Raw genomic sequence first — 18,836 nt, forward strand, 5'->3', positions numbered from 1 at the left:
CGCTGCTGAGGATCCTGAATTCGAAACCTTCTACACGAAGAACATTCTTCTGAATGAAGGTCTGCGTGCCTGGATGGCACCGGCTGACCAGCCGCATGAAAACTTCGTCTTCCCTGAAGAGGTTCTGCCCCGTGGTAACGCTCTCTAGTCCTTCTCTTACGGCCGTCGGCGGCAAAGACCTGGACTCCACCGGTTATGCCTGGTGGGCCGGCAATGCACGCCTGATCAACCTGTCCGGTCGTCTGCTCGGGGCCCACGTGGCCCACGCTGGCCTGATGGTGTTCTGGGCCGGCGCCATGATGCTGTTTGAGGTGAGCCACTTCACCTTCGACAAACCGATGTACGAACAGGGTCTGATCCTGTTCCCGCACGTGGCCACTCTTGGCTATGGCGTCGGTCCCGGTGGTGAGGTCACCAGCCTCTACCCCTTCTTCGTTGTCGGTGTTCTGCACCTGATCAGCTCGGCCGTTCTCGGCCTGGGCGGTCTGTACCACGCCCTGCGCGGCCCTGAGATCCTGGAGAACTACTCCTCGTTTTTCTCCCAGGACTGGCGGGATAAGAACCAGATGACCAACATCATTGGCTACCACCTCATCCTGTTGGGTGTGGGGTGTCTGCTGCTGGTGTTCAAGGCGATGTTCTTCGGCGGTGTCTATGACACCTGGGCCCCCGGCGGCGGCGATGTGCGCATCATCACCAACCCCACCCTCAGCCCTGGTGTGATCTTCGGTTATCTGTTCCGCGCCCCCTTCGGTGGCGAGGGCTGGATCATCGGGGTGAACTCGATGGAAGACATCATCGGCGGCCACATCTGGCTCGGCCTCATCTGCATCTTCGGTGGCATCTGGCACGTCATCACCAAGCCGTTCGGCTGGGTGCGTCGCGCCTTCATCTGGAACGGTGAGGCCTACCTGAGCTACAGCCTTGGCGCCTTGAGCTTCATGAGCTTCATCGCCTCGGCCTTCATCTGGTTCAACAACACCGCTTACCCCTCTGAGTTCTACGGCCCCACCAACGCCGAGTCCTCGCAGGCCCAGAGCTTCACCTTCCTGGTGCGTGACCAACGCCTGGGTGCCAACATCGGTTCAGCCATGGGTCCCACCGGCCTTGGCAAATACTTGATGCGCTCCCCAACCGGCGAGATCATCTTCGGTGGAGAAACCATGCGCTTCTGGGACTTCCGCGGCCCTTGGCTGGAGCCCCTGCGTGGTCCCAACGGGCTCAGCCTCGACAAGCTCCAGAACGACATTCAGCCCTGGCAAGTGCGCCGGGCCGCTGAATACATGACCCACGCTCCGAATGCGTCCCTCAACTCCGTGGGCGGCATCATCACCGAACCCAACTCGGTGAACTTCGTGAACGTGCGTCAGTGGCTCTCTGCCACCCAGTTCGTGCTCGCCTTCTTCTTCCTGGTGGGTCACCTCTGGCATGCAGGCCGAGCCCGCGCCGCGGCGGCCGGCTTCGAGAAAGGCATCGACCGCAAGGCTGAGCCCACCCTGGCCATGCCCGACCTCGACTGAGCTCCACGTCTTGTCCGAGCACCACTGGTTGCTCTCTCTGCCCCCGGCTTCCACGGGGGCTTTTTCATGGGCTGCCTGACCAGAAAGACTTGGTGATGCTTTCCGGCCAGGCGGACACATTCGAGAGATGCCGGCTTACCCAGCTCTTCGTAGCTTTGGGGACCACCGGGAGGTTCCCTTGTCCATCCGCCTAGCCGCCGGCCGCATGGTTGCCGCAGCAGCCCTTCCCCTTGCGCTTCTGCCGTTCGTGGCTGTTCAGCCTGCAGCCGCCAAGAGTGCCTCCATCGACTACCCCCGCCAGGGCGTGGTCTGCGACCGGGCCACAAAAATGTGCTTCGACAGCACCGGGGTGTCTGTGACCCTCACCAGGGAGTATTTCGGCCGCAGCGCCGAACGGGAGCTGATCCGCAAGCTGTCGGGCAGCAACCGCCCCACCCAGTTCCAGTTGAGCAACGGCGATGTCTGCGATGTGCGGCGGCAGACCTGCTGGGACGACGGCTGGGATGGCAAGAACATCAGCAGGGCTCTGAGCAAGCAGCTGTTTGGCAACAACGGCGCTTGGCGCAACCCGGGATCAGGCAACACCAGCAACAACTGGAACAACAACAGCGGCTGGAACAACAGCGGTGGCGGTGGCTGGAACAACAACAGTGGCAATAACGGCAGCTGGAACAACGGCAATAACTGGAACAACAACAACTGGCAGCAAGGCCAGGGCAACACCGCCTGCGAGCTGCGTCAGGGAAACCGCCGCCTCTTCAACGGCAGCTGCGTCCTCAATCGGCGTGAATCGTCGAACGGCATGGCCTACAACGTGGAGCTTGGGGATGGGCGCCGTTACAGCTTCTTCAACCGGCAGGGCAACCTGGTTCTCCGAGACGCCACTGGTGTCTGGCCGGTGCAGGTGAGCAACAGCAACGGCAACGTGAGCTTCCGCTGGGCCGACCTGCGGCTGGAAGCCCAGGACAGCCGTTGGAACAACCAGGGGCAGCAAGGTGGTTTTGAGGACGTCAACCCCACAGGGGTATTCCTTCAGAACCTGTTCAACAACCTGTTCCGCTGACCCGCGAGGCTGCTTCATCCTTCAACCAGCGGCGCAATAGCGGCAGGCTGAGGCCGATCACATTGCTGACGCAGCCCTCGATCGTCTCCACCAGCAGGCCGCCGCGGCCTTCAAGAGCAAACCCACCCGCGCAACCGAGCGGCTCACCGCTGGCCACATAGGCCTCGATCTCAGCGGCCTCAAGCTGAGCAAAGCGCACGCGGGTGGTGACAGCCGCCAGGCGGGGGGCTCCGCTGCCCAGCAGGCAATGGCCCGTGTGCAGCTCCCCCCAGCCTCCGGACATGCGCTGCCAGCGCTCGATCGCCTGCAGGGCATCCCTGGGTTTGCCCTGGATCTCGCCCTCAAACACGAACAACGAATCGCAGCCCAGCACGAGCTCCGGGCAGGGGTCGGCCGGGGCGCTGTCGGCCAGGACGGTGGCCACGGCCTCAGCCTTGGCCCTGGCCAGGCAGACGGCCAGCTCGCAGGGATCCGTCGCCTTGATCGTGGCTTCATCGAAGCCACTCGCCAAGACGCGATGGGGGATCTGGGCCCGATCCAGTAGCAGGCGGCGGGCCGGAGAGGCGGAAGCAAGCACCAACGGAACGGTGGACACGGCGGCAGCGCAGGACAACAGGAGGGCGAACCAGGGGTACGGCGCCGGCCTTCGGCTGGAACCGCCGCAGGCTGGAGCAGGGATTGGAGAGAATCAACGCATGGACCTCATCCTGGACAACCCTCGCTCCCTGGCTCGCGCTGCCAGCGCCATGCGCTGCCTGCCATTTCGCCTCGGTCTGTACCGCTTGCTGGAGCAGGAGGCGATCAGCAGCGTGGCGCTGTGGGCCCGCACCGACGCGGAAACGCTCTGCAGCACCAGGCTGACACCCGACGACACTGAAACCCTGTTCATCTGGCTGATCCGGCTCGGCGTGCTGCGCCGCGAAGTCGATGGTCAGGGCCTCACCGAACGGGTAAGGCTCACTCCCATGGGTCGTCAGTTGCTGGCGGGCTGGAGCCAGGAGATTCCGCGAGCCGGCTGGAAGGAACAGCTGCGCCATGCGATCAGCCGCTACCGGCCGCGCCTGTGACAGCACCGGCTGCGGGTTCCGGCCCTGTGCCGCCGGCGTTGATGGTGCTGGGCACCAGCAGCGGCGCCGGCAAATCCCTCATGACGGCGGCGCTCTGCCGGGTGCTGCGGCGTCGCGGCGAAACACCGGTGCCCTTCAAGGGGCAGAACATGAGTCTCAACGCCTGGGTGGATGAGGACGGCGGCGAAATGGCCTACAGCCAGGCGCTGCAGGCCTGGGCCGCGGGCCTGGAACCGCGGGTGGCGATGAATCCGGTGCTGCTCAAGCCGCAGGGCGACAGCACCAGCGAGGTGATCCACATGGGCCGCGCGGTGGGCACGGCCCGCGCCGAGCACTACTACCGCGACTGGTTCCGCCCCGGTTGGCAGGCGATTCGCCAGGGGCTGGAAGACCTGCGCTTCAGCCATCCCGGCGGGCGGTTGGTGCTGGAGGGGGCCGGCAGCCCGGTGGAGGTGAACCTGCAGGCGCGGGATCTCACCAATCTGCGCCTGGCGCAGTTCCTGCGCGCCCGCTGCCTGCTGGTGGCCGACATCGAGCGCGGCGGTGTGTTCGCCCAGATCGTCGGCACTCTGGCCCTGCTCAGACCGGTGGAGCGCCCGCTGATCCGGGGCATCCTGATCAACCGCTTCCGCGGGCGGCGACAGCTGTTCGACGCAGGCCGCCAGTGGCTGGAACAGGAAACGGGGATTCCGGTGCTGGGCGTGATGCCCTGGCTCGATGAACTCTTCCCACCGGAAGATTCGCTCGATCTGCTGGAACGGCGGGCCCGCAAACCCGAGGCGGAGCTGGAGATCGCCGTGGTGCGGCTGCCGTCGATCAGCAACTTCTCCGACTTCGATCCGCTGGAGGCCGAACCGAGTGTGCGCCTGCGCTGGGTGCGGCCGGGGGATCCGCTCGGCCAGCCCGCTGCGGTGATCCTGCCCGGCAGCAAGCAGACCCTGCGGGATCTGGCCGCGCTCAAGGAGAGCCCGCTGGCCGACGCGCTGCTGCGCTTCGTAGCTGGCGGCGGCCACCTGTTCGGGCTCTGCGGCGGCCTGCAGATGCTGGGAGAACGACTGGAGGATCCGCACAGGCTGGAGGGAAGCGCCAGCGCGGATGGCGAGGAGGGACTCAGGGGGCTGGGGCTGCTGCCGCTGGCCACCTACTTCATGGCAGGGAAAACCCTGCGACAGCGTCGCGAGTTCGCCTGTTGGCCCGCAGCGGGAACACCGCTGGAAGGCTTCGAGCTGCATCAGGGCCGTACCCACTGCCTCGATCCGGCCAACTGTGAGCCGCTGGCGGCTGGTGAATCAGGTGCCGGGTTGGGCTGGTGGTCGGGCAGGGTCGCCGGCTCCTACCTGCACGGTCTGTTCGAGAACGGCCGCTGGCGGCGGCAGTGGCTCAATCAGCTGCGCGAGGCGCGCGGCTTCTCCGCCCTGCCGCTGGATGTGCCGCACCACGGCCTGCAGCGCGAAGACTTGCTCGATCGCCTGGCGGAGGCCTTCGAAGCGGAGGTGAACCTGGCCCCGCTGCTGGTCTAGGGAAACTCTGGCCAACAGGGATTTGACAAGCAGCCGTGCCCAGAGATCCCCGGTAGTGGCCCCTCTCTGCGATGAGGGGCGGTCGATACTCGTTGAAGCGGCTTGACTCCTTCTGGTGGTCTGGAAATATCCCTATGAGCGGCTCCTTTTGACGCCCGAATTCCCTTGTTCATGGTGTCGCGAGCAACTGGCGCCGTGCCAGGAACGGGTTAGTCAGTGCAGCCAGCACATTGCTCTTGCAGCTGTTCTTGGTCATTCCCCGCAGCCGGGTCTTCTGAAAGCCAAACGGCTGCATCAGGTGAATCCGCAACACGTCGCCAGCAGATACGGCGGGCGGCTTCCATTCATGCCGCTCTTGGGGTAGCGGGGCTCAACCAGATGGATCAGCGCCTGCCAGGGCACGACCGGCTCAATGTCGGCCAGAAACTTCTCGCCTTAGGCGCGCTTCTTTGCCGTGATCTGCTCGCAGTCTCCGTAGGCGAAGCCTTCCGCGAAGAGGTGGCCAAGCGGCTTGCCGCCCGTGAACCCAGTGCTTACCTGCAATCAGAGGGTCATCCTCCTGTGAATGGGGCGGATTTTTCTGAGTCTCCTTAGGCGTAGGCCTTGATGCACAACAATGGACAGCGCTAACGATGAGCAAACAACGGCATTGACGAACGGGAATGACATCGGGTGATCTGCAGCGGAGCGCTGGATAGAACACACAGTTGCACATAGCCGATCGCAGATATACACAGCCATCAATGCCGATTGGCTCTAAAATCAAAGCCTCATCACAGTCCAGACATGACAGCCAAACCCAAGCAGGATTTCTTCCTGTTTCTAGTTGGCGGTGCCTTTTTCGCCGCCGGCATCTTTCTGTTCACCAATCAGGTGATGGTGGGATCGGCGTTGCGGTTCTCCGGCAGCGGTTTCGGAGGTCGCACCTTCGGCGGGGGATTCGGTGGCGGCTTCAGTGGGGTGGTGGCCCAGGGGGTGGGTGAGGGCTTCGGTCTGCTGGTGTTGCTGCTGGGCATCGGCGTCTGTCTGCTGTTCTCCGGCACCTACCGCCGGGCCGGCTGGTTTCTGGTCTGGGCGTCTTCAGCGGCCGTGGGGGTGGGGGTGCTGCACAGCCTGTTCATCAGCTTCCGCCCCACCACGCTCTGGAGCCTGGCCACGATGGTGGTGATGATCGCCGCCGGCGGTGGTCTGATGTTCCGCTCCCTCTCCAGCTATGCCGGCGAGGGGAGCAGCCGCAGAACCCACGCCGATGGGCTCGGTGCTTCTGGTGATTCCAGCTCCAGCGCCGAAGAACTTGCCGCCGCCGAACGGGAACTGGAACGTCTGCGCCGGGAGCTGGAGCGTGCTGGCAAGCGCTGAATGCCAGCACGGCTATGGGTCGACCACCCCGACAGGAATCCTGCTGCCAAGCCGCATCCACTGGAGGCCGGATCAACTGGTGGCACGATCAACTCGAAGCAGAGGTGTAGAAGCGCAGGGCATAGCGCCAGATGGCGCGGCTGATCATGAGGCAGGCGGCGGCCACCGCCACGCTGGCGACCATCCAGCTGCCGGACGCCCGCCCCAGCACCGCCTCGGCCGGCACCGTGGTGAGGAAGGCCACGGGCAGCACGAAGGTGAAGAAGGCCCTCAGGCCTGCCGGGTACACGCTCACCGGATAGCGGCCGGCCACCAGGGTGCTGCGCAGCACTTCGGTGGCGTTCCAGACCTTCACGAACCAGATGCTGGTGGCGGCGATCACGAACCAGAGGCTGTAAAGGATGGCGGCGCTGGCCAGCAGCAGCACCGCAGCGGCGGCGACCGTGTCCGGCCCCAGCACCGCACCGGCGCGCAGGGCGGCCACCAGGATCAGGCCGGCACCCATCACCATGCCCGGAAGCCCCCAGGGGGAGAAGGTGCGCAGGGACAACCAGAACTGGCTGTCGATGGGTTTGAGCAGCACGAAATCGAGGGTGCCGTTCTGCACGTGGGTGACGATCGTGGACAGGTTGGGCTGGAACAGTGTGCTGGTGAGGCCTTCCAGCAGGGTGTAGAAACCCAGCACCACCAGCGCCGCCTCCCAGCTCCAGCCGCCCAGGTTCTGGCCTGGCCCGTATAGCAGCGAGAGCACGAACAGGCTGCCGGCCAGGTTGCCCACCTCGGCGAGCAGCTCCAGCACGAAGTTGGCCGGATATTCCATTTCCGCCGCCAGCGAGGCGCTCCAGAACTGGGCCAGGGTGCGCAGGTAGCGGTGCATCAGGCCCCCATGGCCGAATACCGCCGGATGCCGAAGCGCCAGAGCAGCAGAAACAGCAGCAGGAACAGGCCGCTCCAAAGTGCCAGTCCCAGGAAGCCCGCCGCCAGGTTGACCTCAGCTCCCATCAGCACGCGGGCGGGGAAGGCGATCGTGTAGGGGAAAGGGGTGGCCAGCGCGAAGGCGCGCACGCCCGGCGGAAAGGTTTCCAGCGGCGCCACCAGGCCCGAGAGGAACAGATAGGGAATCAGCAGCAGTCGCTCCAGCGCCAGCGCCCGTTCGCTCCAGAAACAGGCCATGGCGATCACCCCCTGCAGCAGAAATCGCAGGATGAACGCCGACACGGTGGCCAGTACCCCCCAGAACACATCCGCGGGATGGGGCCACCACAACAGGCTCGGCTGCAGCAGGAACAGCAGCGCCAACAGGGCCGCCACGAACGGCACACGGGTGACCTGCTCGGCCACGTGGGCGGCCAGGTAGCGCCAGAACGGATGCAGCGGTTGGAGCAGGTAGGGCGAGAGGCGACCCTGCAGGTTGTCTTCCTCGAAGACATGAATCACCCACACCACCGTGAACTGGCGCACGACGAAGGCCGCCAGGAAATAGCGGGTGAGCATCGCCGGCGTGAAGCCTGCCGCCGCGCCGGCTCCTGAGCCGGTCCAGACGCCGAGCATGATCAGCGGCAGCACCCCGGAAAGCGCCCACAAGGCGATTTCGGCGCGGTATTCGAGCATGTACGCGTACTGCGTGCTGAGCAGCACCCGCGCCAGCGGCAGCACAGGCCTGGCGCGGGGTTCAGGCGGCACTGTCATCAACCCGCCCCCGCTCGAACAGCCCGCCGATGATCTGCTCGATCGGCGGGTCGCTCACTTCCAGATCCACCACGGCGAACCGCTCCAGCAGCTGGGCCACGCTGCCGGTGAGCTGGGCCGCCGGCACCCGTAGGCAGACCTGATTCCCCTGCAGGGATTCCACGGTTCCATGGGCGGCGAAGGCGGAGGCGGGCTGGGGCACGTTCAGCTCCAGCCGCACCAGCCGGTAGGGCGCCAGCTGCTCGCTCAACCCCTCCAGGCGGCCGTCATAGAAGAGCCGGCCCTGATGAATCAGCAACACCCGCTCGCACAGGGCGGTGATGTCGCCCATGTAGTGGCTGGTGAGCAGCACGGTGGCGCCGGTGCGCCGGTTGTAGTCGGCGAGGAAATCCCGCACCCGAGCCTGGGCGTTCACATCGAGCCCGAGCGTGGGTTCATCGAGGAACAGCACGGCGGGACGGTGCAGCAGGGCCGCCAGCAGCTCGGCCTTCATGCGCTGGCCCAGTGACAGCTTGCGCACCGGGCGGGTCAGCTCCTCCCCCAGTTCGAGCATGTCGGCCAGTTCGGCGATGCGGCGGCGCGCTTCGGGCGGGGTGAGGCCGTAGACCGCTGCGTTGACCCGAAACGAGTCCAGCGGCGGCAGATCCCAGATCAGCTGCTGCTTCTGGCCCATCACCAGGGTGATCTGGTGCAGGAAGGCGGCCTGGCGCCGTTTCGGCTCATGCCCCGCCACCCGCACCGTGCCGGCGGTGGGATGGATCAGGCCGGTGAGCATCTTCAAGGTGGTGGTCTTGCCGGCGCCGTTCGGCCCCAGAAACCCGACCATCTCCCCGGGCGCGATCGCGAACGACACCCCGCTCACGGCGGGCACATCACGATGGCGGCGGCGCACGAAGTGGCGCAGGGTGCCGGCCATGCCGGGTTGCTTGTCGGCCACCCGGTAGGTCTTGCTGAGCTGCTGTACCTCGATGATCACCGGCAGGCTCCGATCACTGGCCGACTCCAGCGGCTGGCTGAGGGGCCGCGTGCCGCTGGGATCGGCACTGCAGAACAGATGGCCGCCAGCGTGGGAGTGGCAGGCGTTGACGCCACGGAGGTGAGAGCGGCAGCGGAGGTTTCACTGCAGGGTCAGGCGTCTTCGGGCAGCAGCACCGTGGTGTGCAGGCTGTCCTTGCCCAGATCACTGGTGATCACCCACACCTGCAGCCCACGGCCGAGGTTGAACACGCTGCGCAGCCCCCCCTGCTGGCGATAAGCGGCCAGGGTGTTGTCGCGGGCATCGCGGGCGTCCACATCGCCCCAGTCACCGCGGCGGTGGCGAGCCACCAGGCGCTGCAGGGTTTCGGCATCCACCCATTCGCGCACGACGGGGTCGACATCGACAGGACCGATGGCGAGACGGGCGGACAAGGGCGGATCCACAGGAGGGCGAAGGCTGTTCAGCGTAAGGGGGCTGGAGGGGCTACCAAGGGGGGAGTGCGGCAGATTGGGGCTGGGGTGTGGCCTGGCGGACTGGCAGGATCCTTCCTCGCAGCTGGACTGCCGGCAACAGGAGAGGGCCACCAAGAGGTGGTGGACAGAGGATCGGGAGGCCAGCGGGGCACTTGGCTGAAGATGAAGGCATCTTTCGTTTGTTTACGGGATCAGAAGTTGGCCGTCTTTTTTTGTTCTGCTCTTAAAGTTGTGCGAGCCAACAGGTGCTGATTCAGGGATTCTGACACCAAAGATTCCGACCCAGAGCTTCTGCCTGAAGAAGTCTGAGCCAGGAGTTCTGATTGAAGAATTCTCATCAATGGCGTCGGGTCCAGGGATTCGGATCTGTTGCTTTCTCCCTTCGCTGACCGTTTCACCATGGCACTGCTTCAGGCGCCCTCGCTGGGAATCGAGAGGTTCGAGAACGACAGGAACAAACAGAGTTGGTCACAGGCCTCCGACGACGACAACACCACGATCATCCGGGCGGTGTATCAGCAGGTGCTTGGTCACCAGTATGTGATGGCCAATGAGCGGCTCACCGGGGCCGAATCCCTGTTTCGCAATGGTTTCCTGAGTGTTCGCGAGCTGGTGCGCACCGTGGCGAAGAGCGGGCTGTACCGCGAGCGCTTCTTCGAGAACTGCAACCCCTACCGCTTCATCGAGCTGAACCACAAGCACCTGCTCGGCCGCGCGCCGCAGAACCGCGCCGAGATGCTTCACCACTTCACAATCCTGCAGGAGGAGGGTTTCGATGCCGAAATCGACTCCTACATCGATGGCGATGAATACCAGCAACGCTTCGGGCAGGACACGGTTCCCTACCTGCACGGCTGGGATTATTCGACAGGGCATGAAGGCCGGCAGTTCTCCTGGCTGATGCAGCTGGCCCGTGGCGCTGCGGCCTCAGTGAAGGGCGATCCCTCCGGCACCCAGTTCCGCCTCGGCAAGGCACTGCACCAGGACCGGGCCGTGCCGGTGCGCGGCTCCATGGGCCGGGTGGTGATCGTGTCCACCGAAGGCCCCTTCAAGGCACAGGTGAGCTCCGCCACCAACCTGTTCAACGACGACGACTGGGGCAGCGCGCGCCGGGCACCGTCGCAGGAGCACCGGGCGGAAGCACTGCGGGTGTCAGCCGGGGACCGCTCCACCAGCGGCAGCGGTGCCCGGGTGGTGACCATCTCCGCCACCGGCATCGCCGACAACGGTTATGTGCGCACCAGCGCCTACGTGCTGCGGGTGCCCTACTCCCGCATGAACGAAGCCCTGCGACGGGTGCAGCGCCTCGGTGGCCGCGTCACCGATGTGACTGTGAGCTGAGGCCCCAGCCCCGGGCCGCTGCCGGGAGCGGGTGGGGCTGCGGCCCTGCCCGCCCCCGGCAGCTCATGGGGCACCCCGGCCAGGCATCGCCGGCGCAGCCGCCGGTGTTGGAGCTGGCATGGCTGCCGGTGATGGGGCTTCAGGTGATGCCGGTTCCGGAAACACCCTCGAAGCACCGGCGGGCCGGCGGGGCTGGGGGCTGCCCACCCCGAGCGATTCCAGCAACTGGTTGATACGACGGGTCAGCAGACGCACTTCCTCGAGCGTGTCCACGAGCGGAGGGTGGGCTTCACGCATCAAGCCCAGGGCTTCCTCGGTGGCCTGGCGGGCCGCGCTGCCAGTGGTGTCAATGCGCCGGGCGGTGCTCTCGTACACCTGCAGGGTCTGGCGAGTGGTGGCAGCGGTACGGCCTGTCTCCAGTTCCAGCCGCCGGCTCAGGCGCTGGAGGTCGAGCAACGTGCTGCGGAAGCTGCCCACGGCCCCGGGCACATCACGCTCCGCCATCCTCGCCGTGCCTTCGAGGGCGCGATTGAGCTTGATCCGGGTGGTGCCGATCTCCTCCAGCAGCTGGGCCAGATCGGCCGACGGACGGAAAGGAATCAGCAGGTCGCGCCGCGGCGTTTCTTCTCCAGGGGAGAGGACGTCGGGGGTGAGGGCGATCTGGCTGGCACCGATCAAGCCCTCCTGGTAACGCTCGGCGTGGCTGCCAGGGCCGATCAACCGCCGGTAGCGGTCGGCGATGCGCAGGTCGACGGCCACCGTGCCATCGCCGGCCAGCGTGACCCGTTCCACCCGCCCCACCCGGTAGCCCGCCACCGTGACATTCACCCCCGGCCAGATGCCGCTGGCATCGGTGGTGCGGAAGCGCACCCCGAAGCTGCTGGTGAGCCAGCTCTGCTGCTGGACGGCGGCTCCCACCATCCACACGCCCAGCACCACCGCCCCCACGGGCACGGCCCAGCTCAGCGCTGTGGCCAGCCCCTCCAGCGGTCCATCGAACCGCCGGCGGGGTGGGGCGGTATCGCTCGCCGGCGGTTCGGCTGGCGGCTGAACCTGTGGCTGCAGTGGCACCTGTGGCGGCAACGGGGTCTGGGGTGGCTCCTGTGATGCCGGCTGGGGGGTGGATGAACTCATGGCAAGCCCAGGGCCGCGGGGGGGAGGACTGTCAGCCAGAGGGCTTCCAGCGCCACCACGCCGAGCGCGCAGCACACGATCGCCAGACTGATCAGGTTGGGCAGGCGCTCCGGATGGCGGCGGCTCTGCTTGCCGATGGCATGGGCCAGGCAGGCGGAAGCGGCCGCGAACAAGGCCGTCCGAACCATGGCGGACCCCAGTCGCTCCGGCGTGAGCGTGCCCAGGAAGAGCGGCAATTGTTCGCTCAGATCCGGCCGGGGAGAGAGCATCACACTGGCCAGCACGACCGCCAGCAGGAAGTAGGGCAGCAGCAGCAGAGAACCCAGCATCGCCGTGGCCACACGGGCCCCGAGCAGGTGGCGGCCCACGGAGGGCTGGATCCGGCCGGCGAGCTGCACCCGCTGCGGCACGCAGCACCCGATCCAGATCAGGTTGACCACCAGCGGCGCCACGATCTGGACATTGGCCAGCGTGGTGGTTTCGAGCGCGAAGGGCGTGCTGAGGCTCAGCGGCTCCAGCAGCCACTGCGTCACGAAGGCGCCGATGGCGCCGCCCAGCACCACCGCCAGCGGCGCCGCCCCCACCACATCCCGCCGTAATTGCTGCAGCATCCAGGGGCGCAAGCGTCTGGGAGCCTAGGCACAGCTGGCGGATCGGCTCAGCCTCGCCCATGCTTTCGACACCGTCTCCCGGTTGATGCCATGCCCCCCTCGCTCAACCGCCGCCAGTTCCTGGCCCTGGGCGGCCTGGGGCTGGCTGGTCTGGCCTGCGGCGCCCTGCGCGGCGTGGCCGCGGATACAGCCAGCCGCCTGCCGGCCGGGCTGAGCCTGCCGCCCCGCGGTGATCTGCGCGTGGTGCTGATCGGCGATCTGAACGCCAGCTACGGCTCCACCACCTACATCGAGCAGGTGCACCGGGGGGTGGCCCTGATCCCGGCGCTGCAGGCCGATCTGGTGCTCTGCGCCGGCGACATGGTGGCGGGCCAGAAGGCCAGCTTGAGCAGCGCGCAGCTGCAGGCGATGTGGGCCGGCTTCGATCGCTCCGTGCTGGTGCCGTTGCGCCGCGCCGGCCTGCCCTTTGCGCCGGCGATGGGCAACCACGATGCCTCCAGCCTGCGCCAGGGGGACGGCTACCTGTTCGCCCGCGATCGGGCCGAGGCAGAACGGTTCTGGACGCGTCAGAAACAGGCGCTCGGTCTGACGTTCGTGGACGGCAGTGGCTTTCCGTTCTTCTATTCGTTCCGTCAGCAGGATCTGTTCGTGCTGGTGTGGGACGCCTCTTCGGCGGTGGTGCCGGCGGAACAGGTGCGTTGGGCCGACCGCAGCCTCGGTTCCGCGGCGGCCCGTGCGGCGCAGCGGCGGCTGGTGGTGGGGCACCTGCCCCTGCAGGCGGTGGCCCAGGGGCGCGACAGCGCCGGCAACGTGCTGCGTGATGCCACCAGCCTGCGTCAGCTGATGGAACGCCACGACGTGGAGGCCTACATCAGCGGTCACCACCATGCGTTTTTCCCCGGCCGGTTGGGGGAGCTGGATGTGATCGCCCTGGGGGCGCTGGGCAGCGGTCCACGCCGCCTGCTGCAGAGCAGCGCCGCTCCCTTTCAGACGCTCACTGTGCTCGATCTGCCGCGCCGCGGCGGCCGGCCGCTGAGCACCACGATCAACCTGCGCACGCTGCGGGTGGTGGCGCCACAGACGCTGCCGCGTCAGCTGGTGGACCGCCAGGGGCGGGTGCTGCCTCGAGCAAGTTGATGCGGTAGAGCACGTCTTCGAGCGCATCGGCGGCGCTGATCGCGGCGTAGCGCTGGGGGGTGTCGGGTCCGCAGCAGCAGGGCAACGGCTGCAACACCGTGCTGGGCCGGGCATGGCAGAACTGCACCACGCTCAGGCGGCCTGCGGCAGCCACTGCTGGGGCTTCGGCGGCAGCGGCCGGCAGGGCGGGGGCGATCACCCGGTGCCAGCCGGCCGGGATGTGGCCGTTGCTGAGCCGCTCCAGCATCAGGCCGCTGTTGATGATCACCCGGCCATCCGGCGGCAGGGCCTCGACCCACTCCCCCTCCACCAGCACCTGCAGCCCCGGGGCAGTGGCGCGCGGCAGGGCCGTGATCAGGTTGATGTCGGCATGGGGGGCGGCCCAGAGGTGGGGGCCTGAAGGCGCTTCGGCCATCGGCGGATAGCGGATGGCGCGGGTGAGGGTGGGAGCGTCTTCGACCACGGCATCGAAGAAACCTTCGGCGGCACCCAGACCCACGGCGATCACCCGCAGGAAGCGGCGTTGCAGCTCCGCAATTGCCGCATGGAACTCCTGCAGCACCACGCTCAGCCCCGGCACCACCGCTTCGGGCAGCAACGGCTCCGGATAGTGCAGCGGAAAGCGACGCCGCAACGGGTGCGCCAGCGGCAGCGGTGCCGCCCAGTTGAGCATCTCCTTCCAATCGGCATGGCTGTGGCCGGCGGCGGTTTCCACCAGCAGCCCCGTGTAGCCCGTCTGGCCGCTGGCGCCGCTGGCCACGAAGCGCTGCTTGACCGCCGGCTCGAGCGCGAAGAAGCGGCCCAGCAGGCCGTAGGCGGCATCGAGCAGATCGGCGGAGAGATCGGCGCGGGCATAGACAAAGCCGGTGGCCAGGCTGCACCGCACTCCCTCCACCACCGCTGCTCGGGCGGCACGGCTGCCCTGTTCAAAGGCCAGCAGATCGACGTCGAGGATGGCGCTGCTCATCACACGGATTGTGATGGCCCTGGTGGTGTCATGCCGCCGCCGCTTCCTGGCCGGCGTCCGGTCCGCTCGCCAGTGCCAGGCCCTGGGCGCGGGCCAGCCCCACATCGACGCCGATGTGCTGATCGGGGCGGCCGGTGATCAGCAGCGCGCGCCGCTGGCGGGTGGCGATCTGCCACAGCCAGCGGCTCAGCAGGGTGAGGCGGTTTTCGGTGTCGGGGATGAAAGCCAGGTGGGCCAGCCCCCACAGCAGCCAGCCCGGAAAGCCCGTGACCCGCACGCCGCGCAGGTCCGCCACTGCATACATCGGCCCGATCACGGCCATGCTGCCCAGATCCATCCAGCGGAACGGGGCGCTGGCCTGGCCCGCCAGCTGGTTGAGGATGTCCTTCGCCACCCAGGCGCCCATCTGCACCGCCGGACCGGCCATGCCAGGCAGGGGGGCGCCGTCGCTGGTGTGGCTGTAATGGCAGAGATCACCAATCACCCGCACCTCCGGGTGGCCGGGCAGGCTGAAATCAGGCTCCACCTGCACCCGCCCGCCCCGGTCCACACTGCAGCCGCTCTTCTCGGCCAGCAGGGCACCGAGGCGGGAGGCGCGTACACCGGCGGTCCAGCAGATCGTGGCCGCCTCCAGCGGTTCGTTGCCCTCTTCTCCTTTGAGCCGTACCTTGCCCGGCTCGATCGCCGCCACCATCGTGTTCAGCCGCAGCTCCACGCCCTGGCGGCGCAGATAGCCGGCTGCCGCGGCTGACAGGCTCGGATGCATCACCGGCAGCACCCGGTCGACCGCATCCACCAGCAGCACGCGGCAGGCCTCGGGTCGCAACTGCTTGAAATCGCGGCGGATGGCGGAATGCATCAGCTCGATCAAGGAGCCGGCCAGCTCACAGCCGGCCGGGCCGGCCCCCACCACCACGGCGGTCTGCAGGAAGCGGCGGCGCTGGGGATCGGGGGTCTGCTCCGCCTCCTCCAGGGCCATCAGCAGGCGCCGGCGGATCTCCTGGGCGTGCTCAAGGATCTTCATCGGCGGCGCCAGCGGCCGCCACTCCTCATGGCCGAAGTAGGCGGAACCTGAGCCGCAGGCCAGCACCAACTGGTCGTAGGCGTAGTGATGGCCGTTGAACAGCAGCGTGCGGGCGTCGAGGTCCACATCGGTGACCTCCCCCAGCAGCACCTGCACGTTGGGCGCCTGGCCCACCATTTGGCGCAGCGGTGACGCCACATCCGCCGCCGACACCAGGCCCGAAGCCACCTGATAGAGCAGCGGCTGGAACAGGTTGAAATTGCGCTTGTCGATCAGGGTGACCCGCACCGGCCGGTTGGCCAGCGCCTGGCACACCCTCAGACCGGCAAAGCCACCACCCACCACCACCACATGGGGGACCCCGGCGAGTCGGGCGGCAGGGGGATCGAGTTCGAGGAAGAAGCGTTCCGGCGCCATGGATCCGGCCGCTCCAAAGAGATGTCAAGTTTCTTGTAGCGGGGCTGCAGGGCCATGGCTGTGCTCGTTGCTGCATCGGACCCGTGCCGTTGGCGGCGACGGGACAGCGGGGAGAAGTTGCGGCAGGGTGGAGGCATGATCCGCACACTGCTCAACATCCTCTGGTTCGTGCTGGGGGGCTTCCTGATGGGGGTCGGCTGGTGGCTGGCCGGCCTGGTGGCGGCGATCACGATCGTGGGGCTGCCCTGGGCGCGCGCCTGCTTCGTGATCGGCAACTTCTCCTTCTGGCCGTTCGGCCAGGAGGCCGTGAGCCGCCGCGAGCTCACCGGTCGCACGGATTTCGGCACCGGCCCGCTGGGCCTGGTGGGCAACATCGTGTGGTTCGTGCTGGCGGGCTGGTGGCTGGCTCTCGGCCACCTCAGCTCAGCGCTGGCCTGCTTCGTGACGATCATCGGCATTCCCTTCGGCATCCAGCACATCAAGCTGGCTCTGATCGCCCTGGCGCCGATCGGCATGCAGGTGGTGCCGAGCGGCTCCAGGCATTGAGGGAGCTGCGATCAGGCAGCTGGCGGCTATTGCCCCTGCGCTGGCGACCGAGCTGGCGGCGCAGGCCATCTGAGACGTATCAGCGCAGGGCGTCCAGTTCGCCGCGCAGGTGCAGGTCGGCGAGGGCGTCGTAGCCGCCGATGCAGGCCCCATCGATGAACACGAGCGGAAGAGTGTTGATGCCGGTGTGCTCCAGCAGGGCCTGGCGCTGGTCGTCGCTGGTGACGATGTGGACCCGGTGGGCGATGCCGAGCGTGCGCAGCATGCGCTGGGCGCGGGCGGAATAGGGGCAGCCGGGCAGAACGGCGATCTCCACCCGGGAGTCGCCCTGTAGGTGGGGATCTGATGCAGGCGGCGCGGCGGCTGGGGGCACCTCCGCTGCGTATGGGGCTGGCGCAGGGGCAGCCATGGCCGCTGGCGCCGGGGCGGCCGCTCGGGACATTGCCTCGGCCACGGCGATGGCATGGGCGGCGGCGGCTGGCTCCGGCTCCGGCGCGCCGGCCAGGAAGCCCACCAGCAGATCAGCGCCTTTGAGCACCACCGTGCCGTGCTCCAGGTGGCCGCCCCACACCTGGCAATCGGAATCGGACAGGCTCAGGTGCAGGTGCACTCCCTGGGGCGAGAGCGTGCCCTGCAGGGTGATGATCTCCAGATCGCCTTCCAGCACCGACGGTTGCGAGCGGCCCGGACACTGAAAGGCCACACGCGAGAGGTTGCCAACCACCCCCAGCACGAAGCCGGCGGCGTTCTGCTCCACGGCCAGCTGCTCGAGGCTGGCACGCAGATCGCTGCCGGGTTCGAGGTGCAGCGGCAACGGATGCATGGGCAAAGACGACGGCTCAGGGGGTCAGGTTACGGGTGAGCCCGACAGCTCAGCTGCCTGGCAGCACCTGGCGGTAGCCGTTGGCGCTCACCACCCGCAGCGGCGTGTCGAACAGGGCGCTGAGCGGAGCATCCTGCAGCAGCGTGGCGGCTGGGCCATCGCCCACCACCGTCCCCTGGCGAAGCAGCACGCAGCGGCTGATCTCCGGAATGATCGCGTCGATCTGGTGGGTGACGAGCAGCAGGGTGGTGCCGGCCCGGGCCAGGCCACGCAGGATCTCCAGCAACTGGTGGCGGGCCTGGAGATCGAGGCCGTTGGTGGGCTCATCGAGCACCAGCACCTCCGGTTCATGCACCAGCGCGCGGGCCAGCAGCAGCCGGCGGCGCTGGCCATCGGAGAGCTGGGCGTAGGGACGCTCCTCCAGATCTGCCAGCCCCAGCTGCTCCATCAGCGTGCGCACGCGCTCGCACTGGGCGGCGTTGGCCACCTGGCTGCGGCCGATGCCAACCGAACCGAAGAAACCGGAGAGCACCACATCAGCGGCAGGCACCCGGCCCACGTAGCCGGCCTGCAGGTCTTGCGACACCAGGCCGATGCGACGACGCAGCTGCCACAGGTTCACCGTTTCGCTGCCGAACAGCCGCAGCCGCGAGCCCGGCTTCACCACCGGATAGAGCTCACGGCTGAGCAGCTTGATCAGGGAGCTCTTACCGGAGCCGTTGGGCCCCATCACCACGGCATGCTCGCCGCGATGGAACTGCACGCTGAGGTTCTCGAACACCTTGCGCGGACCAAGCCAGGCCTCCACCGCCTGGACCTCGAAGTAAGGGACGGGAGTGGCAGAACTGGCCATCGCTGCAAGGTAAGGCCAGGCAGAGGGGGCTTGGTCTGGGCCTGAACGCACTGTGCCGACTGGGGGCGAGGTGGCCATCAGGTGTGGAAGTCATGAACACCTTGTGATGGCTGCGCGGCCTTGCGCTCCGGCAGCCTCCAGAGTGGTGAGTGATGCATCACCCCACGCCCCACACCATTGCCGCCCTGATATGGGCAGGAATGCTGGCAGTCAAGGCTGTGGGCATGGCGCGCCGCTGGCAGCGGCACAGGGAACAGGCGCTCAGCCACGCATTTTGGCGGGAGTTGCGGCGGCGGGAGCTGGTGGCAGCAGC

Annotated in this window: 19 protein-coding genes and 2 pseudogenes; 9 read left to right on the forward strand and 12 right to left on the reverse strand. The window is 67.3% G+C overall.

Annotated elements, in window-relative coordinates; translation table 11 throughout:
* From KQ303_RS11560 to KQ303_RS11570, 3 genes and pseudogenes are all read left to right on the forward strand, one after another.
* Positions 1-148 (forward strand): annotated as a pseudogene (locus KQ303_RS11560) (photosystem II D2 protein (photosystem q(a) protein)); the annotation flags it as partial.
* Positions 132-1,520 carry a photosystem II reaction center protein CP43 gene (gene psbC, locus KQ303_RS11565; RefSeq protein ID WP_094514715.1) on the forward strand — a complete coding sequence of 463 codons (1,389 nt, stop codon included), beginning with the start codon at positions 132-134 and terminating at the stop codon, positions 1,518-1,520. The pseudogene KQ303_RS11560 and the gene psbC, both read left to right, overlap by 17 nt.
* A gap of 178 nt (positions 1,521-1,698) precedes the next feature.
* Positions 1,699-2,583 (forward strand): YcgJ family protein, encoded by an 885-nt coding sequence (locus tag KQ303_RS11570; RefSeq protein WP_259730403.1) that lies wholly within the window; start codon positions 1,699-1,701, stop codon positions 2,581-2,583.
* On the opposite strand, the gene KQ303_RS11575 is transcribed toward KQ303_RS11570, so the two are convergent.
* On the reverse strand, positions 2,564-3,178 hold the full coding sequence (locus KQ303_RS11575; RefSeq protein WP_259730404.1) for a nucleoside triphosphate pyrophosphatase: 615 nt from the start codon (positions 3,176-3,178) through the stop codon (positions 2,564-2,566). The two genes, KQ303_RS11570 and KQ303_RS11575, sit on opposite strands and share 20 nt — an antisense overlap.
* A gap of 100 nt (positions 3,179-3,278) precedes the next feature.
* On the opposite strand from KQ303_RS11575, the gene KQ303_RS11580 reads away from it, so the two are divergent.
* The gene (locus tag KQ303_RS11580) at positions 3,279-3,650 is read left to right on the forward strand and encodes an Npun_F0494 family protein (protein ID WP_259730405.1); all 372 of its coding nucleotides are present in this window, start codon (positions 3,279-3,281) and stop codon (positions 3,648-3,650) included.
* A 41-nt stretch (positions 3,651-3,691) separates the two neighbouring features.
* Complete coding sequence (locus KQ303_RS11585; RefSeq protein ID WP_259730435.1) at positions 3,692-5,170, forward strand: cobyric acid synthase; 1,479 nt, start codon at positions 3,692-3,694, stop codon at positions 5,168-5,170.
* Positions 5,171-5,459: 289 nt separating this feature from the next.
* On the opposite strand, the pseudogene KQ303_RS14800 reads toward KQ303_RS11585, so the two are convergent.
* A pseudogene (locus KQ303_RS14800) lies at positions 5,460-5,639 on the reverse strand (IS5/IS1182 family transposase); the annotation flags it as partial.
* 317 nt (positions 5,640-5,956) lie between these two features.
* On the opposite strand from KQ303_RS14800, the gene KQ303_RS11590 reads away from it, so the two are divergent.
* Complete coding sequence (locus KQ303_RS11590) at positions 5,957-6,529, forward strand: hypothetical protein (RefSeq protein ID WP_259730406.1); 573 nt, start codon at positions 5,957-5,959, stop codon at positions 6,527-6,529.
* Positions 6,530-6,617: 88 nt separating this feature from the next.
* On the opposite strand, the gene KQ303_RS11595 is transcribed toward KQ303_RS11590, so the two are convergent.
* From KQ303_RS11595 to KQ303_RS11610, 4 genes are all read right to left on the reverse strand, one after another.
* Entirely contained in the window at positions 6,618-7,406 is a 789-nt protein-coding gene (locus tag KQ303_RS11595) for an ABC transporter permease (protein WP_259730407.1), read from the reverse strand.
* Entirely contained in the window at positions 7,406-8,218 is an 813-nt protein-coding gene (locus KQ303_RS11600) for an ABC-2 family transporter protein (RefSeq protein WP_259730408.1), read from the reverse strand. Before KQ303_RS11600 ends, KQ303_RS11595 begins: the two co-directional genes overlap by 1 nt.
* Complete coding sequence (locus tag KQ303_RS11605) at positions 8,202-9,191, reverse strand: ATP-binding cassette domain-containing protein (protein ID WP_259730436.1); 990 nt, start codon at positions 9,189-9,191, stop codon at positions 8,202-8,204. Before KQ303_RS11605 ends, KQ303_RS11600 begins: the two co-directional genes overlap by 17 nt.
* Before the next feature lie 155 nt (positions 9,192-9,346).
* Positions 9,347-9,628 (reverse strand): hypothetical protein, encoded by a 282-nt coding sequence (locus KQ303_RS11610; protein WP_094514707.1) that lies wholly within the window; start codon positions 9,626-9,628, stop codon positions 9,347-9,349.
* Positions 9,629-10,069: 441 nt separating this feature from the next.
* Here KQ303_RS11610 and KQ303_RS11615 point away from each other — a divergent pair, with 441 nt between their 5' ends.
* The gene (locus KQ303_RS11615) at positions 10,070-11,011 is read left to right on the forward strand and encodes a phycobilisome rod-core linker polypeptide (RefSeq protein WP_259730409.1); all 942 of its coding nucleotides are present in this window, start codon (positions 10,070-10,072) and stop codon (positions 11,009-11,011) included.
* 63 nt (positions 11,012-11,074) lie between these two features.
* Here the strand turns inward: KQ303_RS11615 and KQ303_RS11620 are convergent, their stop codons facing one another.
* Together KQ303_RS11620 and KQ303_RS11625 are read right to left on the reverse strand one after the other, a co-directional pair.
* A complete protein-coding gene (locus KQ303_RS11620; protein WP_259730410.1) occupies positions 11,075-12,145 on the reverse strand; it encodes an MlaD family protein in 1,071 nt (356 codons plus the stop codon).
* Positions 12,142-12,756: a hypothetical protein gene (locus KQ303_RS11625; protein WP_259730411.1), complete on the reverse strand. Its 615-nt coding sequence runs from the start codon at positions 12,754-12,756 to the stop codon at positions 12,142-12,144. Before KQ303_RS11625 ends, KQ303_RS11620 begins: the two co-directional genes overlap by 4 nt.
* Before the next feature lie 90 nt (positions 12,757-12,846).
* On the opposite strand from KQ303_RS11625, the gene KQ303_RS11630 reads away from it, so the two are divergent.
* A complete protein-coding gene (locus KQ303_RS11630) occupies positions 12,847-13,893 on the forward strand; it encodes a metallophosphoesterase (protein ID WP_259730412.1) in 1,047 nt (348 codons plus the stop codon).
* On the opposite strand, the gene KQ303_RS11635 is transcribed toward KQ303_RS11630, so the two are convergent.
* Together KQ303_RS11635 and KQ303_RS11640 are read right to left on the reverse strand one after the other, a co-directional pair.
* Positions 13,802-14,860, reverse strand: a complete 1,059-nt coding sequence (locus tag KQ303_RS11635; protein WP_259730413.1) for an isopenicillin N synthase family oxygenase — start codon at positions 14,858-14,860, stop codon at positions 13,802-13,804. The genes KQ303_RS11630 and KQ303_RS11635 overlap by 92 nt on opposite strands.
* A gap of 28 nt (positions 14,861-14,888) precedes the next feature.
* The gene (locus tag KQ303_RS11640) at positions 14,889-16,301 is read right to left on the reverse strand and encodes an NAD(P)/FAD-dependent oxidoreductase (RefSeq protein ID WP_259730414.1); all 1,413 of its coding nucleotides are present in this window, start codon (positions 16,299-16,301) and stop codon (positions 14,889-14,891) included.
* Between the two features lie 135 nt (positions 16,302-16,436).
* Between KQ303_RS11640 and KQ303_RS11645 the strand changes: the two genes are divergently transcribed.
* Complete coding sequence (locus KQ303_RS11645; RefSeq protein ID WP_094514698.1) at positions 16,437-16,847, forward strand: YccF domain-containing protein; 411 nt, start codon at positions 16,437-16,439, stop codon at positions 16,845-16,847.
* 79 nt (positions 16,848-16,926) lie between these two features.
* Here KQ303_RS11645 and KQ303_RS11650 read toward each other — a convergent pair whose 3' ends face one another.
* Together KQ303_RS11650 and KQ303_RS11655 are read right to left on the reverse strand one after the other, a co-directional pair.
* Positions 16,927-17,670 carry a PCC domain-containing protein gene (locus KQ303_RS11650; RefSeq protein ID WP_259730415.1) on the reverse strand — a complete coding sequence of 248 codons (744 nt, stop codon included), beginning with the start codon at positions 17,668-17,670 and terminating at the stop codon, positions 16,927-16,929.
* Positions 17,671-17,719: 49 nt separating this feature from the next.
* Positions 17,720-18,523: an ABC transporter ATP-binding protein gene (locus KQ303_RS11655; protein ID WP_259730416.1), complete on the reverse strand. Its 804-nt coding sequence runs from the start codon at positions 18,521-18,523 to the stop codon at positions 17,720-17,722.
* Positions 18,524-18,836 lie beyond the last annotated feature (313 nt).

The organism is Synechococcus sp. CS-1333 (assembly GCF_025128015.1).
GTDB lineage: Bacteria > Cyanobacteriota > Cyanobacteriia > PCC-6307 > Cyanobiaceae > MW101C3.